Origin of the sequence: Bradyrhizobium sp. 33ap4, from assembly GCF_032654765.1 — a bacterium.
In the GTDB taxonomy this organism is placed as follows: domain Bacteria; phylum Pseudomonadota; class Alphaproteobacteria; order Rhizobiales; family Xanthobacteraceae; genus Bradyrhizobium; species Bradyrhizobium australafricanum.
Genome location: NZ_JAUMTJ010000003.1, coordinates 45108 through 68649, shown reverse-complemented (window position 1 = coordinate 68649; position 23542 = coordinate 45108). Strand labels below are relative to the sequence as shown.

The window sequence follows — 23542 nt, the reverse complement described above, 5'->3', positions numbered from 1 at the left end:
TTTCCGTGTGAGATGGCGCGCTATATAGCGCGATTTGCGCCAGAAGCAAGGAAATACGGCCGGTTACACCGGCCGGCCGGGCCCAAATCGTGCCGAAACGGCCCTGTTTGGCGTCCGGAGTCCCCAGTTTACAGGGTCTGCACGTCGACCACGCCCGCCACCGCCTTGATCGCGCCGGCGATCTGCGGCGAGACCTTGTAGCGGCCGGGCAGCTTCATCTCCACCTCGGTTTCGAGGTCCAGGATCATCACCAGCGAGACGTCGCCATCGGCCCCCGCCGCCGGTGGCGGCGCGGCGGCCGGCTTCACGGCCGGTACCTTTGCTGCGCCGCCCGGGGCGGGCGCGGCTTCCGGCATGTTGAGGCGGCGGGCGATCGACTCCAGCGGCTTGGTGTCGCGGACGAAGATGCGCAGGCCCTTCTGCGTCTTGGCCGCGGCGTGATCCAGCGGCTCGGCGTGCAGCACCCTCGCCCGCACGTCCTCGCCCTGCAATTCGGCGCCGAGCTGCAACAGCACGGCCGCGCCCGGCTCGAGCACGTCGCGGTATTGCGCAAGGCCCTCCGAGAACAGCACCGCTTCGAAATGGCCGGTCGGGTCCGACAGGCCCATGATGCCCATCTTGTTGCCGGTCTTGGTGCGCCGCTCCATGCGCGACACCACGGTTGCCGCGACCTTGCCCGCCGTGGCGCCGGTCTTCACCGCGCGCGAGAACTCCGCCCAGGACTGCACGCGCAGCCGCTTCAGCGCGGTCGCGTAGTCGTCGAGCGGATGGCCCGACAGGAAGAAGCCGATGGCGTCATATTCGCGCCGCAGCCGGTCCGCGGGCAGCCACGGCTCGATCTGCGGCAGCATGATGCTCGGCGCATCCGCCGCGCCGCCGAACATGTCGTTCTGGCCCGAGGTCGCCGCCTCATGGCTGCGCTGGCAGGCGGCGAGGATCGCATCGGCGCCGGCGAAGACGCGCGCGCGGTTCGGCTCCAGCGTATCGAAGGCGCCGGCCGCCGCGAGGCTCTCGATGATCCGCTTGTTGACCGCGCGCGGGCTGACCCGCGCGGCGAAATCGGCCAGCGAGGTGAAGGCGCCCTTCTTGTTGCGCTCCTCGATGATCTGCTCGACCGCCTGGATGCCGACGCCCTTCAGCGCGGCGAGCGCGTAGTAGATCGTGTTCTCGCTGACCTCGAAGGTCGCGCCGGAGCGATTGATGTTGGGCGCCTCGACCTTGATGCCGAGCCGTTGCGCCTCGGAACGGAATTCGGACAGCTTGTCGGTGTTGTTGAGTTCGAGCGTCATCGACGCCGCGAGGAACTCGACCGGGTAATGCGCCTTCATATAGGCGGTGTGGTACGACACCAGCGCATAGGCCGCCGCGTGGCTCTTGTTGAAGCCGTAGTCGGCGAACTTGGCGAGCAGTTCGAAAATCGTCTCGGCCTGGCCCTTGCCTACGCCGTTCTTCATCGCACCGTCGACGAAGATGTCGCGCTGCTTGTCCATCTCGGCGCGGATCTTCTTGCCCATCGCGCGGCGCAGCAGGTCGGCCTGGCCGAGCGAGTAGCCCGCCATCTGCTGCGCGATCTGCATCACCTGTTCCTGATAGATGATGACGCCGAAGGTCTCCTTCAGGATCGGCTCCAGGATCGGATGCAGATATTCCGATTCCTCGTCGCCGTGCTTGCGCGCACAATAGGTCGGGATGTTCGCCATCGGGCCCGGGCGATACAGCGCCACCAGCGCGATGATGTCCTCGAAGCGGTCCGGCCGCATGTCGATCAGCGCGCGCCGCATGCCCTGGCTTTCCACCTGGAACACGCCGACGACATCGCCCCGCGCCAACATCTGATAGCTCGGCTCATCGTCGATCGGCAGCGTCGCGAGATCGACATGAACGTTGCGCTGCTTGAGCAGCTTCACCGCGACGTCCAGCACGGTCAGCGTCTTCAGGCCGAGGAAGTCGAATTTCACGAGGCCCGCCGGCTCGACCCATTTCATGTTGAATTGGGTGACCGGCATGTCGGATTTCGGATCGCGGTAGAGCGGCACCAGCTCGCTCAGCGGCCGGTCGCCGATCACGATACCGGCGGCATGCGTCGAGGCATGGCGCGTCAGGCCTTCGAGGCGCTGCGCGATATCGAACGCACGCGCCACCACCGGATCCTCGTCGCGGAACGCCTGCAGCTTGGGCTCGCCCTCGATCGCCTGCGCCAGCGTCACCGGCGCTGCGGGATTCTGCGGCACCAGCTTGGTCAGCTTGTCCACCTGCCCATAGGGCATCTGCAGCACGCGCCCGACGTCGCGCAGCACGCCGCGCGCCTGCAGCGTACCGAAGGTGATGATCTGCGCCACCTGGTCGCGGCCGTAGCGCTCCTGCACGTACTGAATCACCTCGCCGCGGCGGTCCTGGCAGAAGTCGATGTCGAAGTCCGGCATCGAGACGCGTTCGGGATTGAGGAAGCGCTCGAACAGCAGCGCAAACCGCATCGGATCGAGGTCGGTGATGGTCAGCACCCAGGCGACCAGCGAGCCGGCGCCGGAGCCGCGGCCCGGCCCGACCGGAATGCCCTGCGCCTTCGCCCATTTGATGAAGTCGGAGACGATCAGGAAGTAGCCCGCGTATTTCATGCGGGTGATGACGTCGAGCTCGAAGGCAAGCCGCTTGCTGTAGTCCTCTTCGGTCATTCCCGGCGAGAGACCGTGCACCCGCAGGCGATTCGCGAGCCCCTCCTCGGCCTGGCGCTTCAGCTCGGCGGCCTCGTCGGCGGCGGCATCGGCGCTGGCGGCGGCACCCACCGTGAAGAACGGCAGGATCGGCTTGCGGGTCTTCGGCCGGAACGAGCAGCGCTCGGCGATCTCCACCGTCGAGGCCAGCGCCTCCGGGATGTCGGCGAACAGCACCGCCATTTCCGCGCGGGTCTTGAAGCGGTGATCCGGGGTCAGTTGCTCGCGGTTGGTCTCGGCAATCAGATGGCCGCCGGCGATGCAGAGCAGCGCGTCATGCGATTCGTAGTCGTCATTGCTGGCAAAATACGGCTCGTTGGTCGCCACCAGCGGCAGGCCCTTGCTGTAGGCGAGATCGATCAGGCCGCCTTCGGTGCGGCGTTCCTTGTCGGCGCCGTGGCGCTGCAATTCGATGTAGAGGCGATCGCCGAACAGGCCGGCCAGGCGTTCGCAGCGGGTGATCGCCAGCGCCGCCTGCTCGGCCCGGAGCGCCAGCGCGATCGGGCCGTCGGGGCCGCCGGTCAGCGCGATCAGGTCCTCGGCGTCGTCGATGAGCCAATCGAACTTGATGTGCGGGGTCTGGTTGACCGGCGTCTCCAGGAACGCCCGCGAGTTCAGCCGCATCAGGCTGCGGTAGCCGCGCTCGCGCGCCGCCAGCAGCACGATTCGCGCCGGGCCCGTCGTCGCAAGGATGCTCCGCGTATTCGGATCGACGTCGCCGAAATCCACCGCCAGCTCGCAGCCGACGATCGGCTGGATGCCGTAGCCGGCCATCTTGTCCGAGAATTCCAGTGCGCCGAACATGTTGTCGGTATCGGTCAGCGCCAGCGCCGGCTGGCGGTCGGCCTTCGCGAGCTCGCCCAGCTTGGCGATCTTGATCGAGCCCTTCAGCAGCGAATAAGCGGAATGAACGTGAAGGTGAACGAATCCGGCATTCGGCATGACTGCTTACGGAATCTCTTGAGTCAGGGATGGAGCGAGCGCCAGGGCCGGAACTCGAAAGTGTCAGACCCGACTCGCAATCCCATGGTGGGGCCTGACCCCTGTGAAGTCCACGCCGAACGCGGCGTGGCGGCAAGTCCTCCTGCTTTTCCCCAGGGGCAGACCATGCCGCCGGCGATGCCCCTGTCCCCGCGGGCGCATTTTCAGAATTGGGTGATCAGCTGGGCCCACACCGCGATCATCCCGACGAACAGCGTGATCGATGCCAGCGCTGCAGCTTCTTGCACGAAAATCTTCAACATGGCCGCTCTCCCTGAACCGGAACGTATGCAGAACATTGTTCCTTTTTTGTTCTAGGAGTCAAGCAATGCCGGCGACCCAGTTCGAGAAGTGACCCCTGTGGTTAATTCCTGAGCGGCCGACGTCTCGCCGCCGACAGTGATCCGGATGGCGAACTCGTCTTGAGCCTCCGGGGAGCTAGTTACCGCAGCAATTCCCAGCCTGCCTGGGAGGGCAAAGGACCGTTCCGTATGAGCAAAACACGCAGCAATCTCCTGCTTTCGGTTTCAGGCGAGTGCCGCAGCCCTTGCAATCATAGAAGAACTGGCAGGCGTCGGTCGGCATCGTCTCGATGGAGACATGGCCGCAGGACGGGCACGTCAGTTGGGAAGTCAGCTGCAGGTCCGTCATGCCGCGAATATGCGGCGTTGACCGTTCGGTCGGAAGGCCTCGTCCAATCAAATCCGACCCGAATCCCGAAGCGGACGGGCAAAGCCCGTCCCCTGCTCCTGGCCGACGGGCCGGCGCCGCCAGGCCAACAAAAAACCCCGGGCCGAAGAAGCCCGGGGTTTTCGATGCCGCTTGAATTAAGCGAGCGATCAGTACTTCGCGATGACCGGGCCACCGAACTTGTAGTTCAGACGGCCCAGGACCATGTCGGTGTCGCCACCGGTGTGGAAGCCGGTCACGGCAACACCAGCCGGGGTCACGAAGGTCGCGCCATGGGTGTCTTCGAAGATGTGGTTGTACTCGACGCCGAGCGACCAGCCCTGCGAGAAGGCGAATTCGAGGCCAACACCGACCGTCGGGCTCCAACGGGTGTCGAAGCCGGTCTCGGACGCCAGATTGCCGGCCGCGTTGAGGAACTGGAAGTTGCGATCGGTGACCGCAGCACCGCCCTTGGCGTACAGCAGGACGTTGTTCCAGGCGTAGCCGATCTGACCGGTGAACAGGCCGAACGCATCAGTCTTCGAGCGAACGATGCCGCCCGGGACGACCAGATTGCCGGTGCTGCCGGAGAAGTCAGCCCAGTTGCCCTGAGCTTCCAGACCGAACACCCAGCCGCCGGCCTGCCAGCGGTAGCCGATCTGGCCACCGACGGTGCCGCCGTTGGCGTCGTAGCTTCCGACGCCGCCGAAGCCGTCGACCGAACGGTTGTCGTGGCTCTGGCCCCAACCACCGTTGATACCGATGTAGAAGCCAGTCCAATCATAAACAGCGGCAACCATGGGCGGCGGAGCCTTGGTGTAAGGGCGAGCCGCGAGGTCAGCCGCGGAGGCAGCAGTCGCGCTGAGCGCGAGCATGCTGGCGGTGACAAGCAAAATCTTTTTCATTTTCCCGTTCCAACTTTTTCTACAGGCCCCCAAGGCCGCGAGACACCGTCATAGCAGCCGCCGGCGGAATTGCTGTAACTTCGCGGCAACAGGCAGGGCCAAACGACTTCGCTCAAATTTGAAGTTAATACTGTATTACGGGCACTTCCTGGAGTTTTTGCCACATAGTTGCCGCACAATCTTCACAATTCGGATCTGCGTGCGCAGCTGGGCGCAAGATCGTTGACCGGAACCGGCTTGTCCGATTTGGATCGTCGCCAGGGTCGAATCTTCGCAGCAAAAGGAATGCAGATGCGGACGATGATTCTTGCTGCTGCGGCATCGGTGGCTGCACTTGCAACGCTGGGGACTGCGCCCGCGCATGCCGTCGGCGTGCGTTACCCGTTCTGCATTCAAGGCGACCGCTATCCCGGCCTGAGCAACTGCTCCTATCCATCGTATGAGGCGTGCTTGGCCACCGCTTCGGGCATCGGGCAGAACTGCATCGCCAACCCCTATTATGCCGGCGACAACGACCCGCGCTCGTATCTTCACGTGTCCCCGCGGGACCGCCGTGAGGGCAATTTCTTCGACCTGTTCATCCACTGATACGCTCGGTCCGGCAACCCCGGCGCGGGAATGTGAGTTGATCCGGCGCTGCGCACAGGTGCCTATTCGCGCGCGCTCGGCATCAGCATTGCCGGCGCCGACGAGGAGATTTCTGATGCGCAGTCTGATTCTGGCACTCTTGCCGACACTCCTGGCCTTGGCAGCCGCGCCGGCCAGCGCCCAGAAATACGATTCGACCTCGCCGGTCTGCAAAACCAACTACCGATGGGGCGGTGAGGATACCGACTGCGGCTACACTTCGATCGCGCAGTGCCAGGCTTCGGCGTCCGGCCTCGCGGCGATCTGCATCAACAACCCCTATTATGCCGGGCCGCCGATCGACAGGCAGCCGAGAGCATCCGGCAGACGGCCTCGCCCCGCTTATTGAGCCAGAAGCATTTCGTTCCGATCGAAGCGACACGGAAAAAGGCTCCGGATTCTCTCGTCTTAGCGCGGCTTCTTCACGCGCACCGCTAGCCAGTTCACGCGACGGCGCACTATTCGAGCTCGACAACCTGTCCGTTCGACAGCGACACCCGGCGATCCATTCGCGCGGCGAGATCCAGATTGTGAGTCGCGATCAGCATCGCGACCCGGGTCGCCTTCACGAGTTGCATCAGCGCGTTGAAGACGTGGTCGGCCGTGCCGGGATCGAGATTGCCGGTCGGCTCGTCCGCGAACAGTACCCGGGGCGCGTTGGCAACCGCGCGCGCGATCGCGACACGCTGCTGCTCGCCGCCCGAGAGCTCGGCTGGGCGATGGGTGATGCGATCGCCGAGCCCGAGATAGGAGAGAATCTCGGTCGACCGTTTCACGGTTTCGGAGCGTTTGAGGCCGCGAATCATCTGCGGCAGCATGACGTTCTCGAGCGCCGAGAACTCCGGCAGCAACCGGTGCGATTGATAGACGAAGCCGATATCGGAACGGCGAATCTGGGTGCGGTCGACGTCGGACATCTGCGAGGTCGGCGTGCCCGCGACATAGACTTCGCCGTCATCGGGGGTCTCCAGCAGGCCCGCGATGTGCAGCAATGTCGACTTGCCGGATCCCGACGGCGCCACCAGCGCCACCGATTGACCGGGCCACAGCGCGAGATTGGCGCCGTTCAGGACGGTCAGCGTCGCTTCGCCCTGCCGGTATTCCCGCTTGATGTCATGAAGATAGACGACCGGTGTGTCTTCCGCCCCCTCCGCCATGTGCGCTCCTTATTCGTACCGGAGCGCGTCGACCGGATCGAGGCGCGCGGCGCGCCACGACGGGTAGAGCGTCGCAAGGAAGGACAGCGTCAGCGCCATGATCACGACGGCGAGCGTCTCGCCAAAATCGATTTCAGCAGGCAGCTTCGACAGGAAATACAGCGTCGGATCGAACAATTCCGTGTTGGTGAGCCACGACAGGAATTGCCTGATGGTTTCGATGTTGAAGCAGATCAGCAAGCCGACCAGCAGACCGACCAGCGTGCCGACGACGCCGATCGATGCGCCGGTGATCAGGAATATCCGCATGATCGAGCCCTGCGAGGCGCCCATGGTCCGCAGAATCGCGATGTCCTGGCCCTTGTCCTTCACCAGCATGATCAGTCCCGAGACGATGTTGAGCGCCGCGACCAGCACGATCATGGTCAGGATCAGGAACATCACGTTGCGTTCGACCTGAAGCGCGTTGAAGAAGGTCGAATTGCGCTGCCGCCAGTCGACCAGGAAGACCGGCCGGCCGGCCGCCTCGGTCACCAGCTTGCGATAGGTCTCGATCTTGTCCGGATTGGTGGTGAACACCTCGATCGAGGACACGTCGTTGTTGCGGTTGAAATAGGCCTGCGCCTCGGTCAGCGGCATGAACACGAAGGTCGAATCATATTCCGACATCCCGATCTCGAACACCGCAGTGATCTTGTAGGGCTTGATGCGCGGCGTGGTGCCCATCGGCGTCACCGCGCCCTTCGGCGAGACCAGCGTGATCATGTCGCCGGCATGCAGCGAAAGCTGGTCAGCGAGGCGGCGACCGATCGCGACGCCCTGCCCCTCATCAAAGCCCTCGAGCGAGCCTTGCTTGATGTTCTTGGCGATCGAGGTGAGGTTGTTGAGATCGTCGGCGCGGATGCCGCGGATGAAGACGCCGGCGGCGTTGAACGGCGATGAGCCGAGCCCCTGCCCGTCGACCACCGGTGCGGCGAGGCGGATGCCCTGCACCTGGCTGATGCGGTCGGCGACATCCTTCCAGTCGGTCAGCGGCGATTCCAGCGGCTGCACCAGAATGTGTCCGTTGAGGCCGAGGATCTTGTCCAGCAATTCCTTGCGGAAGCCGTTCATGACCGCCATCACCACGATCAGCGTGGCGACGCCGAGCATGATGCCGAGGAACGAAAAGCCGGCGATGACCGAAATGAACCCTTCCTTGCGGCGCGCGCGCAGATAGCGTCCGGACAGCAGCCATTCGAATGGCGCAAAGGGCGGGGTACGGACTGGCTCGCTCATGGTCTCATCCATCTGTCGATAATCCCATGATTCGGGCCAAATGTGGCCGGATTACCCCGCCGATCAGCACGGCGTGAATAAACTTTAACCCGCGAGCTTCGCGACCACGTCGGCGCGGCTCATATTGTCGCGTGAGCCGTCGCTGCGACGCTTCACTTCGACCTTGCCGTCCGCAAGCCCCTTGGGTCCGACCAGAATCTGCCACGGGATGCCGATCAGATCGGCCGCGGCGAACTTGGCGCCGGCACGCTGGTCGGTGTCGTCGTAGAGCACGTCGACGCCCTTCGCCGAGAGCTCGCGATAAAGCTGCTCGCAGGCGCCATCGACCGCGGCATCGCCCTGCTTGAGATTGAGGATCGCGGCGCGGAACGGCGCGACGGCCTCGGGCCATTTGATGCCGGCGTCATCGTGACACGCTTCGATGATCGCGCCGACCAGACGCGACACGCCGACGCCGTAGGAGCCGCCATGGATCGGCACGTCGACGCCGTCGGGACCGGCCACCATCGCCTTCATGGTCTCGGAATATTTGGTGCCGAAATAGAAGATCTGGCCGACCTCGATGCCGCGCGTGTTCAGCCGCTTTGCCTCAGGCACTTCCTGTTCGAAGCGCGCAGCCTCGTGGACGTCCTCGGTCGCGGCGTAGACCGAAGTCCACTGCTTGATGATCGGCGTCAGATCACCGTCATAATCGACGTCCGCGCCCGGCACCGGCAGGTCCAGCACATCGCGGTTGATGTAGACGCCGGACTCGCCGGTCTCCGCGAGCACGATGAATTCGTGGCTGAGGTCGCCGCCGATCGGGCCGGTCTCGGCCCGCATCGGGATCGCCTTGAGGCCCATCCGCGCAAAGGTGCGCAAATAGGCCACGAACATCTTGTTGTAGGAGCGCCGCGCGCCGGCCTCGTCGAGGTCGAACGAATAGGCGTCCTTCATCAGGAACTCGCGGCCGCGCATCACGCCGAAGCGCGGACGCTGCTCATCGCGGAATTTCCACTGGATGTGGTAGAGGTTGAGCGGCAGGTTCTTGTAGGACTTGATGTAGGAGCGGAAAATCTCCGTGATCATTTCCTCGTTGGTCGGCCCGTACAACAGCTCGCGCTTGTGACGATCGAGGATGCGCAGCATCTCCGGGCCATAGGCGTCGTAGCGGCCGCTTTCGCGCCAGAGATCGGCGAGCTGCAGCGTCGGCATCAAGAGCTCGAGCGCGCCGGCGCGGTCCTGTTCCTCGCGAACGATCTGCTCGATCTTCTTCAGCACCCGGAAACCGAGCGGCAGCCAGGCATAAATGCCGGCAGCCTCCTGCCGCATCATGCCCGCGCGCAGCATCAGCCGATGCGAGACGATCTCCGCCTCTTTCGGGTTTTCTTTCAGGATGGGCAGGAAAAACCGCGACAATCGCATGGCGTTACTCGGGAATCAGGAAAGCGTGGGAAGAGCTGCAGTGAAACCGGATCGGCTGTGAAAACACAAGGCCGCCAAATAAGAAAAACCCTTCAAATCAGGCGATTTTCGGCCATTTGAACGAATTGCGTACCATCGAAGTGCCCAGCGCGCCGACCGCGGCTTTACCTGACCTCGAAATCGTCTTCCAGCGTCACTTTCTTGAAATCGGTCACCAAGGCGTCGATCTGCATGTGCCAGCGGCCCGGCACCGGCAACGGCACCTTGCGCACGTGCCAATAGCCATCGGCACCGCGCGCGGCGGCGCGTTCCATCGGTTCGATGCCGCGCTCGGGCAAGCTCAGCGTCAGCGTCGCCTCCTTGGCCGTGAACGGGCTGGCATCGCCGTTCATCAGCTGCAGCACGAAGTCATTTTGCCCGACCTTGCCCGGCGCGATCAGCACCTGGAACATCGCGGCATCGGTGTGAATGTGGACCGCAAGCGGAACATCGGCCGACATCGCCAGCACGCGCGGCGGCGGCGTGAAGCGCCAGAGTGCAACGAGGCCGAGAATGGCGATCATCAGCACGAATTCCAGCGCGATCGAGCGCTGCAGCGGCCGTGTCCGATGAAACTCGCGCGCGATGGCCGGCGTGAACACCAACCGGTTCAGCGCAGCGAGCCCGAGCAACAACACCACCAGCACCAGTTTCGCAACCAGGATGTTGCCGTACCCGGTGTCGATCAGCGCGTGAAAACTGTCGAGCTGGACGATCGCGAGCGCCAGGCCCGACAAGGCGATCAACGCGACGACCGGCACCGCGATCGTCGAAAAATGCCGCAGCACCCGCAGCAGCGAATCCTTGCGCTGCCAGGCAAGCACCGCCAGCGGCGCGAGCGCGCCCATCCAGAACGCCACGCCCACGCCATGGATGAACAGCGCGGCTCGCGTCAGCCATTGCGGCGAAGCGGTGGCGGCGTGGCCGCTGACCGCAAACGACAGCCCGACACAGATCATTGCGATCGCGGTGCGGGTGAAAGCTGCACCGAACGACGGACTGCGCCAGGCAATCGCCGCGATTAGCATCGCGGCGATCGCGAGCAGCAGCGCGGGAAACAAGCTGGTGCCGGCGGCGCTGGCCCACGCCGCCCACGTCACGATGCCCGACAGCGGCAGGTTCAAGAGGTCGACGCCCTGCAGTCCAAGCGACGCGATCGCGCCGACAAGGCCGATCTTCAGCGACCACATGATCAGCCGTTCGCCGGCCGGGCCCTGCCCGATCCAGGCCGCAAAGAACACGCCGCCGACGCCGGCAAACAGGCCCAGATAGAGCCCGAGCCGCGCCAGCCAGATCAACACATCGAGCACGCCGTCGCTTGACGGCGCCGCCGAGCCGGTGACGACGCCGATCGAAAACAGCAGCGAGCCCGCGACCGGATGGCCATCCTGCGACACCACGCGATAGCTGACCACCTGCGTGCCCTGTGGCAGGCCCGCCGGCAGCGTCACCATCACCGACTGGTCGACGGCGCGGAACGCGACGTCGCGCGGCTTGCCCGCGGCGTCGAGCAGGCTGACCGCCGTCGGCGCCACCGCTTCGTTGAAGCGGAGCACCACCGTCCTGGGTGCTTCAGCCACCACGCTGCCGTCGGCCGGTTCGGCGCCGATCAGGACGGCATGCGCATGGGCTGAGGTCGCAAGACACAGCGCCACGAGCAGCGCTGCGAGGTTTGCGACCAGCCGCATCGCTTACGACTTCGGCAGCAGCTTGACGCCGGGAGCCGGTGTCTTGCTGCCATGGTCGTGCCCGCCGCCCTGCCCGTCGGCTGGGGTATCGATCCAGCGGCTGACGCCCTGCTCGCACTCCTGCACGACCGGAAAGTACAACGTGGTGTTGGGCTTCAAGGTATCGGTGAGAAACGTCTGCATCACGAACTCGTCGTAGTTCTGGTCCGCAAGCTTGCCACCGCTCCAGGCGACTTCCTTGACGCCCTCGGAAAGCTTGGCGCCGTGATAGTCGTATTGGGCGGCGTATTTGCCGGTGACCGCATCGAGAGTCCAGCCCGCCTTCGGCATCGGCTTAACTCCGATCACGCCCTCCGGAATCTGCACCCGGATCTTGATTGTCGCCGAGCCCGCGCAGCCATGCGGCACGGCGAACACCGCCTTGTAATACGATCCGACCGCCGCCTGCTTTCCTTCGAGTGTGATATGCGCGATCGCCGGCTGCGCTGCGAGCAGCGCCGCCGTGGCAATGAGGAGCGTCTGTGATCGCATGGCTGCCTCACATCTTCTTCATGTCCATGTGACCGGAATGGTCGCCATGGCCGGAATGACCGCCGCCCGGCCCCTGCGCGCCGACGGCCTGCACGTCCAGCGAGACCGAGACCTTGCCGGCCTTTTCGAACTCGAGCGTGACCGGCACCTTGTCGCCCTGCTTCAGCGGATTCTTCAGATCGAACATCATCAGGTGATAGCCGCCCGGCGCGAGCTTCACGGTCTTGCCGGGCTCGATGGTGAGGCCCTTGTCGAGCGCACGCATCTTCATCACGCCATTGTCCATCGACATCTCGTGGACTTCGATCTTGCCGGCAACATCGCCGGTGCCTGACACCAGCCGGTCGGGCGTCGTCCCCTTGTTCTCGATCGTCAGGTAGCCGCCGCCGATCTTGGCACCGTTCGGCGTTGCGCGCGTCCAGGCCTGCGTGATCACGAGATCGCCGGCCTTGACGTCCTCCGCGCGCGCGGACGTCGACGCGAGTGCAGCGGTCAGCGCTGCGAGGGCAAGGATGCGGGAGAGCGTCTTCATGGCGACGGATTTCCTTTCAAGTTGAAATTCAAGTGTCATCGGGTTGCTGCCGACTGGGCGCTGGACCATTTGTTCAGATCGGCGATTTCGGCCGCCCCTTCGATCGTCGTGATCGTTCCATCCCGGGAAATCAGCATGGTTCGCGGGATATCGCCTTGCCAGGCCGGATCGATCTCAAATCTCAACCGCTCGGCAAAGCCGTCGTCGAAGATCCAGTTTTCGGCCGCGCCGAGGCCGGCGCGATCCAGCATCGATCGCGTCGCTTCCGGAAGGTTGGGAACCAGATCCGCGCTGATCGTGACGATATCGATTCCGGGATGATCCTTCATGAACTGGCCAAGCTCCGGCAGCTCGACCTTGCATGGTCCGCAGGTCACTCCCCAGAAATGCACCAGGGTCGGACGACCGGCATGCGCATGCAGCAGCTTTTGCCAGCTGCCGCGTTCAAACGGCCTTGGCGCGCCCTCTCCCGCCGCCAGTGCAGTCGGCAGCGTTGCGAGCAGGACCAGCGCCGCGAGCAGATAACGCTTCATGGTTCGCCCTCGATCGCTTGAAAATGGTAGCCGTCGGCCTTCGTCATCCACGACAGATAGGTCTGCCGGCTGTTCGAGACGAGCAGCGGATGGTCGGAACTGTCGGCGGTATCCGCGATCACCGTTGGCTTCGACCATGTCGCTCCATCGTCGTGCGATGTCATGAGATCGATTGTCGTCTTCTGCCCGTCGAATTCCTTCCAGGCCATGACAAGCCCCTGCGGCCCCGCGATAATCTGCGGCCGTGACGGGCTGCGGTTCGGCTGACCGACCGGAAGCGGATCGGAGAAGGTTTTGCCGCCGTCGTGCGAGCGCGCATAGAACAATCCCTTGCGCGCCTTGCCGTTGGTGTACCACGTCACATGGTAGGTTCCTTCGCGCGATATCGTCAGGCTCGGACCGTGATGCGGACAGGCCGCGATCTGCCAGTCGTCGCGGCTCACCAGATGGATCTCGCCGGGCGTAGCCAGATCGGAGAACGTCACGACCGCATGGTCGCGCACGCCGCCTTCAAAGATGTTCCGGAACACGACCACAGGATGGCCCGCACCATCGAACGCCAGCGCGAGGCGGCAGCACTCGCAGGTGTTGTCGGCGACGAGCCGCGCGTCGGAATAGGTTGCTCCGCCATCTCCCGATGACGCGAAAAACAATCCGGCACCGTCATATTTCTGGCCGCGCTGCTGCGCCGGCACGCGGTTGCGCTTGTCGAGCCACGCGGCAAACATCGCCCCCGCAGGATCGAAACCGATCGCCTCGAACCGTTGGCTCTCATTGTTCGTGGTGATCGGCTTCGGCGCATCGAAGCTGCGCCCGCCATCGGTCGATCGCGTGGTCAGCACCTGACCGTTGAAATTCTGATCGCGGAAGATCGAGAAGGCCACAGCGATGTTGCCCTTGGCATCGATCGCAAGCTTCGGCCGCGCATCCGGTCCCCAATCGAGACTGAGCCGCTCCCGTGTGACCTGCACCGGTGTGGAAAAGCTCTTGCCCTGGTCTTTTGAGCTCGCGACGGAGATATGGCCTGCGGCCATCCACACCAGCCACAATGTCCCATCCCGCCCAAAGGCGGGCGTGACCTTGGTCGCGCAGCGCAGGGCCGTCTCTTCGCAGGCCGCTTCGGAGGCGTGCTGATGGCTCATCTGTGCGACGGCAAGGCTCGGCAAGGCCGCGAGCATGAGCGATGCAAGCAGCGTCAGGGCGACCGGTTTGCGATAGGTCATCGATGCGCTCCTCATTTGAACGCAATCTTCATGCCCGCCACGACGGCGCGCGGCGATCCGGCATAGATCGAGTTGGTCGAGTTCGCCAGTACGCTCGCGGGATTTTGAATGCCTGCCGCGGTCACCGAATTTGAGATGTTGTTCGCCGACGCCACGTACGTCCGGTCGAAGACGTTCCTCACCTCGATGTAGAGGTTCAGCGCCTTGAAATAATCGGAGACGAGATCGGTCTTGTAGTGCAGATTGAGATTGACCAGCTCATAGCCCGGCGCCTTCAAGAGGTTGGCGTTGTCCATGTAGAAGCTGTCCTTCCACTGCACTTCGACGAACCCGCCAAGTCCCTGAAACTGACCCGACAGCTGGTCGTAGCCCAACCGCGCCGTGAGCTCGTTCGGCGAAATGCCGGGAATCTTGTTGCCGGCGCGATTGAAGCTGAACACCGCGCCGTTCGTGATGTTCTCGACGTATTCCGTGTAGACCTCGTCGAGATAAGTGTAGGCCGCCGAGAACCGCCAGCCCGGCAGGAATTTCCAGTCGGCGGCCAGCTCGACGCCGCGATGCTCCGATCGCGGCGCGTTGAACGTGTAGGAGATGCCCGCAAGCGGCGTGGCCTGAGAAACGAGCTCGTCCTTGAAGAACTCGTAGAAGCCCGTGACGCTGAGCTTGAGCGCGTTGTTCGGTGTCCAGTCGGCACCGACATCGTAACCGAGATTCTTTTGCGTCCGCAGCTGGGTGTTGTTGCCCGAGGCGCCACTCGGCAGGACGAACAAATTGCCGACCTGCGGCGTGCCGTATCCGGTTGCCACTCGTCCACGGACTTGCCACTCGCTGCTCAGCCGGTACAGCAATGCGAGCTCGGGCGCGGTATTCTGGAATTGCCGGTCCGCCGTCGTGATCGCCGTGGTCGTGGTTCCGGCCGCGCCGGCGTAGCTGTAGGCGGTGTTCCGGCCCGTCAGACTGGTGGCCTCCCAGCCAATGCCGGCAACGGCCGTCAGCGCAGACGTGAGCTTCAATTCCTCGCGTGCGCGAACACCGTAATTTGTCGTCGTGCTGAACAAATTGCTCGACAGGCTTCCGAGCGTCGCATTTCCGCCCGGCATTACATTGCGCGTGTCGCTCGACGCGGTGAGCGTATTGTAGAAGCCGCCGAAATAGGTCGTCGAATCCAGCCCAAAAATATCGCCGCGTCTGACGACGTCGCTCATGTAGTTGTAGGACGGGAAGTCGCCGATCGCGCTCGTCGATCCCGTCGGTTGATTGATATTGCGGTCGTCGAAGACGAACTGGTTGCGCCAGGTGGTCTGGTTGTCGAAGTCGTGCTCCCAGCGGCCGCCGACGATGGTACGGCGGTCGTCGCGCCCGAGACCGGCCTGAACCGCGGTCTCCCTGTCGGTCCCGGCCGCCGCGTTGAATCCGTTGTTGAACAACGTCACGGTGGCGCATCCCGGCGCGGCCGTCGCGCCGGTCGTGCAGCCCTGCTGGAACGGGTTCTGGTAGAACTGGTTGAGCGAGGAGCGGATCGGCAGGCGCGTCGTCAGGTCGTTGTTGATCAGCTTCACCGTGAAGCGGTCGTCCGGCGTGACCTGCAGCGTGCCGAGGAAATTAACGGTCTGTGTGTTGAACCAGCTGTTGCCGATGTAGCCGTCGCCGCGCGCGTCGCTCGCGAACAGCGAGGCCTCGAAATTGCCGACCTTCTTGCCCGCCGCGAGATAGTTGTTGAGGTAACCGAAGCTGCCGCCGTCGACGCCATACTCGACGCCGTCGATCTTGCCGCCCGGCCGGGTCCTGAAATTCAGCGCGCCGCCGGTCGCATAATTGCCGTAGAGCGCCGATGACGGCCCGCGGACCACGTCGATGGCGCCATAGGCATGCGGATCGATCAGGTCGCTGCGCGACAGGCCGTCCGGCTGGGTCACCGGGAAACCGTCGTCGAAGATGACGAGGTTGCGGATGCCGAAGCCGTTCCGCGCATTCGACCCGCGGATCGAGATGCCGAAATCACGCGGGCCGTTGCCCTGCTTGATCGAGATGCCCGGACTGTCGCGCAGCACATCGGCGACGGAGAACGCCGGTCGGTTGTCGAACTGGCTGCGGTCGATGGTCGTCTGCGTTTGGCCTGTCGGCGCCCGGTTCAAACCGTCGCGGGTCGCGGCAAGCGTCTCCCCCGGCCTCGCGCCGTCCGCTGGGGCCGCCGTCACGGCTGGCGCTGTCGCCGGCTTCGGCGGCCGCCGCACGGACGCGGCACGAACGCGCGGCTTCTGCGCCGCCGGCTTGGCGCGCACCGCCGTCCGGGGCGCCTCGACGGTGACGGAGGGTAGCTCTGTGCTGGGCGCCTGGGCTTCGGCAGCGGACGGCAATGCGCAAAGCGTCGCGCCCAGCGCGAGCACGCTTGCCGCCTCCAGCGGATGATAGCGAAACATGGATGAATCCTGACACCGGCGCTCCGGCCGGCTTGCTCAAGGGCACTTGCTGGCGCGGGACGCACCGGCAGCGACAAGGTCGTCAGGAAAACAGCGGCGGCGCGCGGGCTTGCGCCGAGAGGCCGGCGCGCGAACGATCGAACTCGGAGGCGAAATCAAGCCAGGCGATCCGCCTCGGCAGGCGTTCGACGGCCTGGGCCGTAACTTGCGGGCCATCAACGGGCGCACCGGTCTGCAGCACGCTGCACGCCGAGCAGCAGCCGTCATGGGCGTCGTGACCGGTCTGGTCGCCCTGCCCGGCTCCGGAGCCGGCATCGCCGTGGCAGATGGTGGCGGCCGCGAGCGGATCGGACGCGGCAAGGCTCGCCGCCCAGCAGGCCCCGATCGGTGCAAGAATCTGCACCAGCAGGGCAACCAGGACGATGGGCAGAAAATTCTTCAGCCGCCGGCGCATCGCAAAACCATCCACGACGGAACTAACCACCATGAACGCCGGAAGTCGAGATCGCCAATGCGTCCCTCTTCTTCCAGCCGACGGAAATAACCGAGCGTGGCACCTGCGTCACGGCAACTCCGAAATCAGTCGTATCCCCTTACCCTGCCACGTGTTTTGCATCTCCCGTCACAACCGCCGGTGGCGCCATCCCAATCATTTCGCAAATTGCTCGAAAATTGAACAATCGTTGCCGAAAATGATGACAAGCCTGGAAAGATAGTCTACCAATTCGGGCTCAGGCCAGCCGCGAGGTGTGTCCTGGTGGTCCAAGTCTCGGGAGGAGCCCGACGCGCACAAGCAGCGTCACCCCATCAATCAAGATCAAATCGAATTTTTGGGGCAAATAGGGTCGACACAATTTTTGGAGCAGGGCTTTGAGCCCTGCTCTTTTTTTATGTGATGATCGCAATCCGCTATGACTCCATCATCGAATCCGATCGAACGCAGCTTTGAACTCGCAGCCGCGGCTTGCGATGATCTGACACCCTCAGTCTATCGCCGCCTGTTTCGCGAACATCCCGAGACGCAGGCGATGTTTCGCACCGAAGGCAGCGAGCCGGTGAAAGGCTCGATGCTGGCGCTGACGATCGAAGCCATCCTCGATTTCGCGGGGGAGCGCTGCGGACATTTTCGCCTGATCGAATCGGAAGTGTTCTCACACGACGCCTACGGAACGCCGCGCGAACTGTTCGTCGCGTTCTTCGCCGTGATTGCCGACAGCTTGCGTGAAATTCTCGGCGAGCAGTGGACTGCGGAGATCGATGCTGCGTGGCACAAGCTGCTCGGCGACATCGAAGCCATCGTGCTGCAGCAGAAACATCTCGTGGACGAGAGGCCGTAGCATCACCGTTCCGATTGTGACACACTCGCTTTATCCGCGGCGCGTGCAATTGACGCCGACGGTCAGAAAAACGAAGAGGGAGCAAGCAATGCCAGGGACCGACAAGGGGATGGACAAGGCGTCGACGACGCGGCGCGACCTTCTGCAGATGGCGGCGGCAGGTGGAGCTGCGGCCGGCCTGCTCGGCGGAATGGGCATGACGACGTCCGCGCTCGCCGCCGAAATGGGACGCTCGGAAAAGCCGTTGAAGGCGGCATTCTCCAACGCCGGACTGCAGGCGACATGGTGTGCGCAAGGCAAGCAGGCCGCCGAGTTCTGGGGCAAGCTGTTCAACGTCGAGGTGACCTGGTTCGACGGCCAGCTCGATGCCGTCAAGCAGCGCGCCGCGATCGACAACATGGCGTCGCAGAAATGGGACTTCGTCGCGATCCAGGCGTTCGGCATCGGCACGCTGACCCAGCCGGTGCAGAAGATGATCGACGCCGGGACCCCCGTGATCGACATGGACACGCTTATTGCTCCTCTCGATCAAATTAACGTCCACTCGTTCCTCGCACCTGACAACGAGTTCATGGGCGCCTCCGTAACGCAGGCGCTGTGCAACGCGATCGGCGGCAAGGGCAAGGTCATCATGACCCAGGGCGCGCTCGGCCATACCGGCGCGCAGGGCCGCGCCAAGGGCTTCAACTCGGTCATCAAGCAGTTCCCGAACATCGAGGTGCTGGATACCCAGCCCGCCGACTGGGACGTCTCGAAGACCGCCCGGCTCTGGGAAACCTATCTGACCAAATACTCGCAGATCGACGCCGCCTTCTTCCACAATGACGACATGGCGCTCGCCGCCTACAACATCATGAAGGCGCGCAACCGCACCAACATCCTGATTGGCGGTGTCGACGCCATGCCGCCGGCGATTCAGGCGGTCAGCGAAGGCCGCATGTTCGCGACCGTCCGCAATCCGTCCTGCCGCATCCATGGCGGCGCGATCGTCGCGGGCGTCGCCGCCGTGGTCGGCGGCGAAAAGAGCGGCCAGGGCATTCCGAAGAATGTCGTGACCGACGGTCCCGTCGTGACCAAGGCCAACGCCGCCGGCATGCAATGGATGGAGGATCATTTCCTGATCTGAGCGGGCCTCATGACGCAGGGACGCTCGGCGATCCTCGAATTGCACCAGATCACGAAGGCCTTCGGCGGCGTCGAAGCCCTTCGTGGGATCGACTTCGCGCTGCACGCCGGCGAGATCCATGGTCTCGTCGGCGAGAACGGCGCCGGAAAAAGTACGCTGATGAAGATCATCGCCGGCGTGCATCCGGAGTTCTCCGGCCGCTTCATGCTGGACGGCAAGGAGACCCGCTTCCGCTCCACCCGTGACGCGCACGCCGCCGGCATCGGCATGGTGCATCAGGAGCTCAGCGTCGCGCCTGATCTCACGGTCGCTGAGAATGTGTTCCTCGGCAACCAGCCGACCAACCGCCTCGGCTTCGTGCAATGGCGGCGGATGGCGCGCGAGGCCGGCGAGCAGCTGGCCCGGTTTGGCATCGACGTCAACCCGATGACGCGGCTCGGCGATTTGCCGATCGGCCTGCAGCAGCTGATCGAGATCGCTCGCGTGCTGTTTTCCGGCGCACGCATCATCATCCTGGACGAGCCGACCTCCGCCCTCTCTCCGCCCGAGGTCGAACGCCTCTTTGCGACGCTGCACAGGCTGCGCGACGAAGGCACCAGCATCGTCTTCATCTCGCACTTCATCGAGGACATTTTGCGGGTCTCCGACGTGGTGACGGTGTTCCGCAACGGGCGGAAGATCGCGGAGACCGCGTCCGCGGACACCACCAAGGGCGCCCTGATCGAGGCCATGATCGGCCGCGGCGGCGAGGCGCTGGAACACAGCTACACCGATGACCTGATGCTCCCGCAATCGAGCGGAGGCGCGGCGGTGCTGAAGGTGGATCAGCTCTCGCTGCGCCGCAGCCTGCGGGACGTCTCGTTCGAGGCCCGCTCCGGCGAAGTGCTCGGTATCTACGGCTTCATGGGCTGCGGGCAGCTGGAGCTGTCGCGCATCCTGTTCGGCAAGCTGCGACCCGACGGCGGAACGCTTGCGGTCGACGGCGCCACGAAGACGTTTCGCAGCACCGCGGCGGCGCGACGGGCCGGCGTCGCCCTGGTGCCGGAAAGCCGGCGCGCCATGCTGTTCCACCAGGAACCGGTCTACAAGAACATCTCGATCAGCATCCTCGAACGGATCTCGGCGCTGCTGCTCAAGCCGGTGCGCGAGCGTGCGATCGCCCAGCGCCAGGTCGAGCAACTGCAGATCCGGCCGCCGGTGGTCGGCCTCGATCTCGGCATGCTGTCCGGCGGCAATCAGCAGAAGGTGGCGCTGGCGAAATGGCTAGCCTATCCGCCGCGCGTCCTGGTGCTGTGCGAGCCGACCCGCGGCATGGATGTCGGCGCCAAGAACGACGTGATCAACATCGTGCGCGATCTCCGCGCCAAGGGGCTGGCGATCATCGTGCTGTCGACCGAGCCGGAGACGGTGCTGTCGCTGGCCGACCGGATCCTGGTGCTGAAGCGCGGCGCGGTGGTGCGCGAATTCGCGGGCGAAGCGGTCAGCAAGGACCGGCTGCTGGAGGCGGCCTAGAGCATGATCCGGAAAAGTGCGAAGCGGTTTTCCGATGCTCAAACAAACAGAGAAAGCGCGATGACCACCTCATCGCGCTTGATGGAGAGACATGATGGCAAGCAGTGACGGCGCCACGGCGCGAGCGGATCACCAGCGGTCGCGCGGGCTGGCGCCCTTCCTGCGCTCGCAGATGCGCAACATTGCGCCGTTCCTGACGCTGATCTTCCTCAGCGCCTTCTTCGCGATCGCGAGCCCGTCGTTTGCCACCATCGACAATGTCGGCAACATCCTCACGCAAGTGTCGGTCACCGGCATCATCGCCGTTGGCCTCACCTTCGTGATCCTGTGCGCCGAGATCGACCTGTCGATCGCCAGCATCGCCAACGTCACCGGTATTGCGGTGGCGTACTTCACGCTGCAGGAATCCTACGTCAACATCGCCAATGTCCCGATGCCGGGCATCGTCGCGATCCTGCTGGCGCTGGCGCTGTGCGCGCTGCTCGGCCTCGTCAACGCGCTGGGGTTGACCATGATCGGCATCCCCTCCTTCATCATGACGCTCGCCATGATGCAGATTGCGGCCGGCGTCTCGGCGCTGCTGGTGCGCGGCCAGATCGCCTACAAGGTGCCGGACCTGATCACGACGCTCGGCTCCGGCTCGATCGGCGGCATCCCCTGGATCGTGATCGTCGCCGCGGTGATGCTGCTCGGCGGCCACCTGGTGCTGACCTACACACGGTTCGGCCGCTACGTCTACATGGTCGGCGGCAACCGCGAGGCCGCGGAATTTGCCGGCCTCAACGTCAAGCTCATCCTCGGCAGTGTGATGGTGATCTCGGCTGTGTGCTCGGGGATCGGCGGCATGCTCGGCGTCGCCCATTTCGGCAGCGCCCAGCAGAACGAGTTCGATACCTATCTGCTGGATTCGATCGCGGCCGTGGTGGTCGGCGGCACCAGCCTGTTCGGCGGCCGCGGCGGCATCGGCAACACCATCGTCGGCCTGTTCGTGCTCGGCGTTCTCAACAACGGCCTCGACCACGTCAATATCGACAGCTTCCTGAAGATCCTGATCCGCGGGTTGATCCTGCTCGCGGCGCTGATCATCAACGTGTACGCGCAGCGGCTGCGGGAACAGGCGGCGGATTAAGGATGAAGGAGCTGAGCACACAGCTCTCTCCATTCGTCGTCCCTGCGAAAGCGGGGACCCATACGCCGCGGCGGGTATTGTTGAAGGAACTCGTCATTCCAGCGTCGCTCAACAATGATCGTTGATGGTTATGGGTCCCGGCCTTTGCCGGGACGACGCCGAGTGTGTATCGCTTGTGAGTCAAACATCCGCATTCTCGCGACATGATTTGTCCGAGCTTGCTGTTCGTTCCGCCCTCGCGTTGAAGAGGGCGCAGGGAAAGCCGCGCTGCGTAGGACGAGTAGAGCGAAGCGAAACCCATCAACTCTTATCGCGCTGTCAGAATGATGGGTACCGCTTCGCTCCACCCATCCTACGCTTCCCGGCTACCTCGCAAAATCCGGCTGCCAGTGGCGCAGCTCGCGGGCGGCGTAGGTGACCGCGCCGATCGTCGTGTAGGACGGCGCCTCCAGCATCATATTGCGGGCGAGCTTGAGGGCCCGCGCCTCGCAGATCGCGCGCTGCTTCTCGTCGGCGATCCACTCGAAGTCGATGTTGTGCGCGAGACCAAGGATGCGCCGGATGGTCTTGGCCGCGGCGAAGCCGACGGTGTCCTCGAACAGCCGCGCCATGTACGCCTGCCGTTCTGCCTCCAACCGCGCGGCACCTGCCTCGCCGGTAAATAGCGACACCGGATAGCCGTCGCCGTTCGCCTCGCTGCGCCACAGCGCCAGGAACTTTCGGGAAAACTCGCTCCAGACGCCCTCCATGGTCGCGAGTAGCCAGGCCTCGAACGAGGCGCGCTCGCCCGGCGTGCGCTCGTGGCCGGCGGAGGCCAGATAGGCCATCAGGAGGTTGCCGATGACGGCGCCGATGTCGAAGCCCATCGGGCCGTAGAAGGCGAACTCGGGATCGATTACCCTGGTCTCGCTGTCTGTAACCATGATCGAGCCGGTATGCAGATCGCCGTGCAGCAGCGCCTGCGGGCTCGCCATGAATTTCAGCTTCAGCCTGGAGATCGCGACATGCAGGTCGAGGTCCTCGCGGAACGCCGCCGCCGTGGCGTCGAGATACGGCGCGGTCCAGCGGTTCTGCTCGGCGATGCGGTAGGGATCGGTGAAGATCAGGTCTTCTGTGATCTTGCAGAGCGCGTGGTTGCCGGCGAAATCGGCGATGCCCTGCTTCTTCTCCGCGGCCGACAACGCAAGGTCGGACGTGAAGAACAGCGTTTGCGCCAGGAAGGTTGAGATATCCTCGACAAAGCGCGGGTACCACGTGGCCTCGATCAGGCCCTTGCGCATGATGATGTGCGGCTCGAGTAGCTCCATCGCGGTGAGCGCGAGCGGCGCATCATGATGCAGCACCGCCGGCACGAGCATCGGCGCCAGCCGCGCCTGATGCACCAGCGCCATGTGCTCGTAATGCGCCCGCGACAGCGGCAGCGGCCAGCTCTCGCCGACGAGGCGCACATACGGCAGCGCCTGCTTGACCGCGAGGCCGCCGCTTCCGCCCTTGACGATGAAGACGAGATTGAGATTGCCGTCGCCGACCTCGCTGATCGACCAGTCCGCCGGCGCGCCGCCGAGCTGCGCGACGATGGCGGGCAGCCCCGCGAGATAATCCCGCAGATCGGCTTCCCGCAGGATTCGATATGCGCTCGGCCCGGAGCCCGGCTGGGACTGCAGGTTCATCGTGGTCGCCTCCTCCGCAATGCCAGGGCGAGGTTGATCCCCGCTCCATTGGCATCAGTTTCTAAAACAG

20 protein-coding genes are annotated in these 23542 nt (G+C 64.2%); 6 read left to right on the top strand and 14 right to left on the bottom strand.

Annotated elements, in window-relative coordinates; genetic code table 11:
- Positions 1–128 precede the first annotated feature (128 nt).
- The 3 genes from dnaE to Q2M23_RS03205 form a co-directional block, all read right to left on the bottom strand.
- Positions 129–3653, bottom strand: coding sequence for a DNA polymerase III subunit alpha (dnaE, locus tag Q2M23_RS03215; RefSeq protein WP_316394186.1), 3525 nt, complete (start codon positions 3651–3653; stop codon positions 129–131).
- 477 nt (positions 3654–4130) lie between these two features.
- Positions 4131–4343 carry a GDCCVxC domain-containing (seleno)protein gene (locus Q2M23_RS03210; RefSeq protein ID WP_076825378.1) on the bottom strand — a complete coding sequence of 71 codons (213 nt, stop codon included), beginning with the start codon at positions 4341–4343 and terminating at the stop codon, positions 4131–4133.
- A gap of 188 nt (positions 4344–4531) precedes the next feature.
- A complete protein-coding gene (locus tag Q2M23_RS03205) occupies positions 4532–5266 on the bottom strand; it encodes an outer membrane protein (protein ID WP_057016491.1) in 735 nt (244 codons plus the stop codon).
- 237 nt (positions 5267–5503) lie between these two features.
- Here Q2M23_RS03205 and Q2M23_RS03200 point away from each other — a divergent pair, with 237 nt between their 5' ends.
- Together Q2M23_RS03200 and Q2M23_RS03195 are read left to right on the top strand one after the other, a co-directional pair.
- Positions 5504–5854 carry a DUF3551 domain-containing protein gene (locus Q2M23_RS03200; protein ID WP_225647479.1) on the top strand — a complete coding sequence of 117 codons (351 nt, stop codon included), beginning with the start codon at positions 5504–5506 and terminating at the stop codon, positions 5852–5854.
- 115 nt (positions 5855–5969) lie between these two features.
- The gene (locus Q2M23_RS03195; RefSeq protein WP_057016489.1) at positions 5970–6242 is read left to right on the top strand and encodes a DUF3551 domain-containing protein; all 273 of its coding nucleotides are present in this window, start codon (positions 5970–5972) and stop codon (positions 6240–6242) included.
- 109 nt (positions 6243–6351) lie between these two features.
- On the opposite strand, the gene Q2M23_RS03190 is transcribed toward Q2M23_RS03195, so the two are convergent.
- The 10 genes from Q2M23_RS03190 to Q2M23_RS03145 form a co-directional block, all read right to left on the bottom strand.
- Positions 6352–7050, bottom strand: coding sequence for an ABC transporter ATP-binding protein (locus tag Q2M23_RS03190; RefSeq protein ID WP_016840545.1), 699 nt, complete (start codon positions 7048–7050; stop codon positions 6352–6354).
- 9 nt (positions 7051–7059) lie between these two features.
- Positions 7060–8340, bottom strand: coding sequence for a lipoprotein-releasing ABC transporter permease subunit (locus tag Q2M23_RS03185; protein ID WP_028339647.1), 1281 nt, complete (start codon positions 8338–8340; stop codon positions 7060–7062).
- Between the two features lie 72 nt (positions 8341–8412).
- Positions 8413–9732 (bottom strand): proline--tRNA ligase, encoded by a 1320-nt coding sequence (gene proS / locus Q2M23_RS03180; protein WP_316394181.1) that lies wholly within the window; start codon positions 9730–9732, stop codon positions 8413–8415.
- Between the two features lie 164 nt (positions 9733–9896).
- On the bottom strand, positions 9897–11459 hold the full coding sequence (locus tag Q2M23_RS03175) for a copper resistance CopC/CopD family protein (RefSeq protein ID WP_316394179.1): 1563 nt from the start codon (positions 11457–11459) through the stop codon (positions 9897–9899).
- Positions 11460–11462: 3 nt separating this feature from the next.
- Entirely contained in the window at positions 11463–11990 is a 528-nt protein-coding gene (locus Q2M23_RS03170) for a YcnI family protein (RefSeq protein ID WP_253623827.1), read from the bottom strand.
- A 7-nt stretch (positions 11991–11997) separates the two neighbouring features.
- Positions 11998–12522, bottom strand: coding sequence for a copper chaperone PCu(A)C (locus Q2M23_RS03165; RefSeq protein WP_057016486.1), 525 nt, complete (start codon positions 12520–12522; stop codon positions 11998–12000).
- Positions 12523–12557: 35 nt separating this feature from the next.
- The gene (locus Q2M23_RS03160; protein ID WP_168855894.1) at positions 12558–13055 is read right to left on the bottom strand and encodes a TlpA family protein disulfide reductase; all 498 of its coding nucleotides are present in this window, start codon (positions 13053–13055) and stop codon (positions 12558–12560) included.
- On the bottom strand, positions 13052–14278 hold the full coding sequence (locus tag Q2M23_RS03155) for a sialidase family protein (protein ID WP_316394175.1): 1227 nt from the start codon (positions 14276–14278) through the stop codon (positions 13052–13054). The genes Q2M23_RS03160 and Q2M23_RS03155 overlap by 4 nt, the downstream gene beginning before the upstream one ends.
- An 11-nt stretch (positions 14279–14289) precedes the next feature.
- On the bottom strand, positions 14290–16698 hold the full coding sequence (locus Q2M23_RS03150; RefSeq protein WP_316394174.1) for a TonB-dependent receptor: 2409 nt from the start codon (positions 16696–16698) through the stop codon (positions 14290–14292).
- Positions 16699–16780: 82 nt separating this feature from the next.
- A complete protein-coding gene (locus Q2M23_RS03145) occupies positions 16781–17152 on the bottom strand; it encodes a DUF2946 domain-containing protein (protein WP_283071450.1) in 372 nt (123 codons plus the stop codon).
- A 457-nt stretch (positions 17153–17609) separates the two neighbouring features.
- Between Q2M23_RS03145 and Q2M23_RS03140 the strand changes: the two genes are divergently transcribed.
- The 4 genes from Q2M23_RS03140 to Q2M23_RS03125 all read left to right on the top strand — a co-directional run bounded on the left by Q2M23_RS03140 (position 17610) and on the right by Q2M23_RS03125 (position 21802).
- On the top strand, positions 17610–18035 hold the full coding sequence (locus Q2M23_RS03140; protein ID WP_253590133.1) for a globin: 426 nt from the start codon (positions 17610–17612) through the stop codon (positions 18033–18035).
- Between the two features lie 88 nt (positions 18036–18123).
- Positions 18124–19161, top strand: coding sequence for a sugar ABC transporter substrate-binding protein (locus Q2M23_RS03135; RefSeq protein WP_253590132.1), 1038 nt, complete (start codon positions 18124–18126; stop codon positions 19159–19161).
- 9 nt (positions 19162–19170) lie between these two features.
- Complete coding sequence (locus Q2M23_RS03130) at positions 19171–20673, top strand: sugar ABC transporter ATP-binding protein (RefSeq protein WP_057016479.1); 1503 nt, start codon at positions 19171–19173, stop codon at positions 20671–20673.
- A 94-nt stretch (positions 20674–20767) separates the two neighbouring features.
- Positions 20768–21802 (top strand): ABC transporter permease, encoded by a 1035-nt coding sequence (locus Q2M23_RS03125; RefSeq protein WP_038385101.1) that lies wholly within the window; start codon positions 20768–20770, stop codon positions 21800–21802.
- A 365-nt stretch (positions 21803–22167) separates the two neighbouring features.
- Here the strand turns inward: Q2M23_RS03125 and mtnK are convergent, their stop codons facing one another.
- Positions 22168–23472, bottom strand: a complete 1305-nt coding sequence (gene mtnK / locus Q2M23_RS03120; RefSeq protein ID WP_253590128.1) for an S-methyl-5-thioribose kinase — start codon at positions 23470–23472, stop codon at positions 22168–22170.
- Positions 23473–23542: the final 70 nt, after the last annotated feature.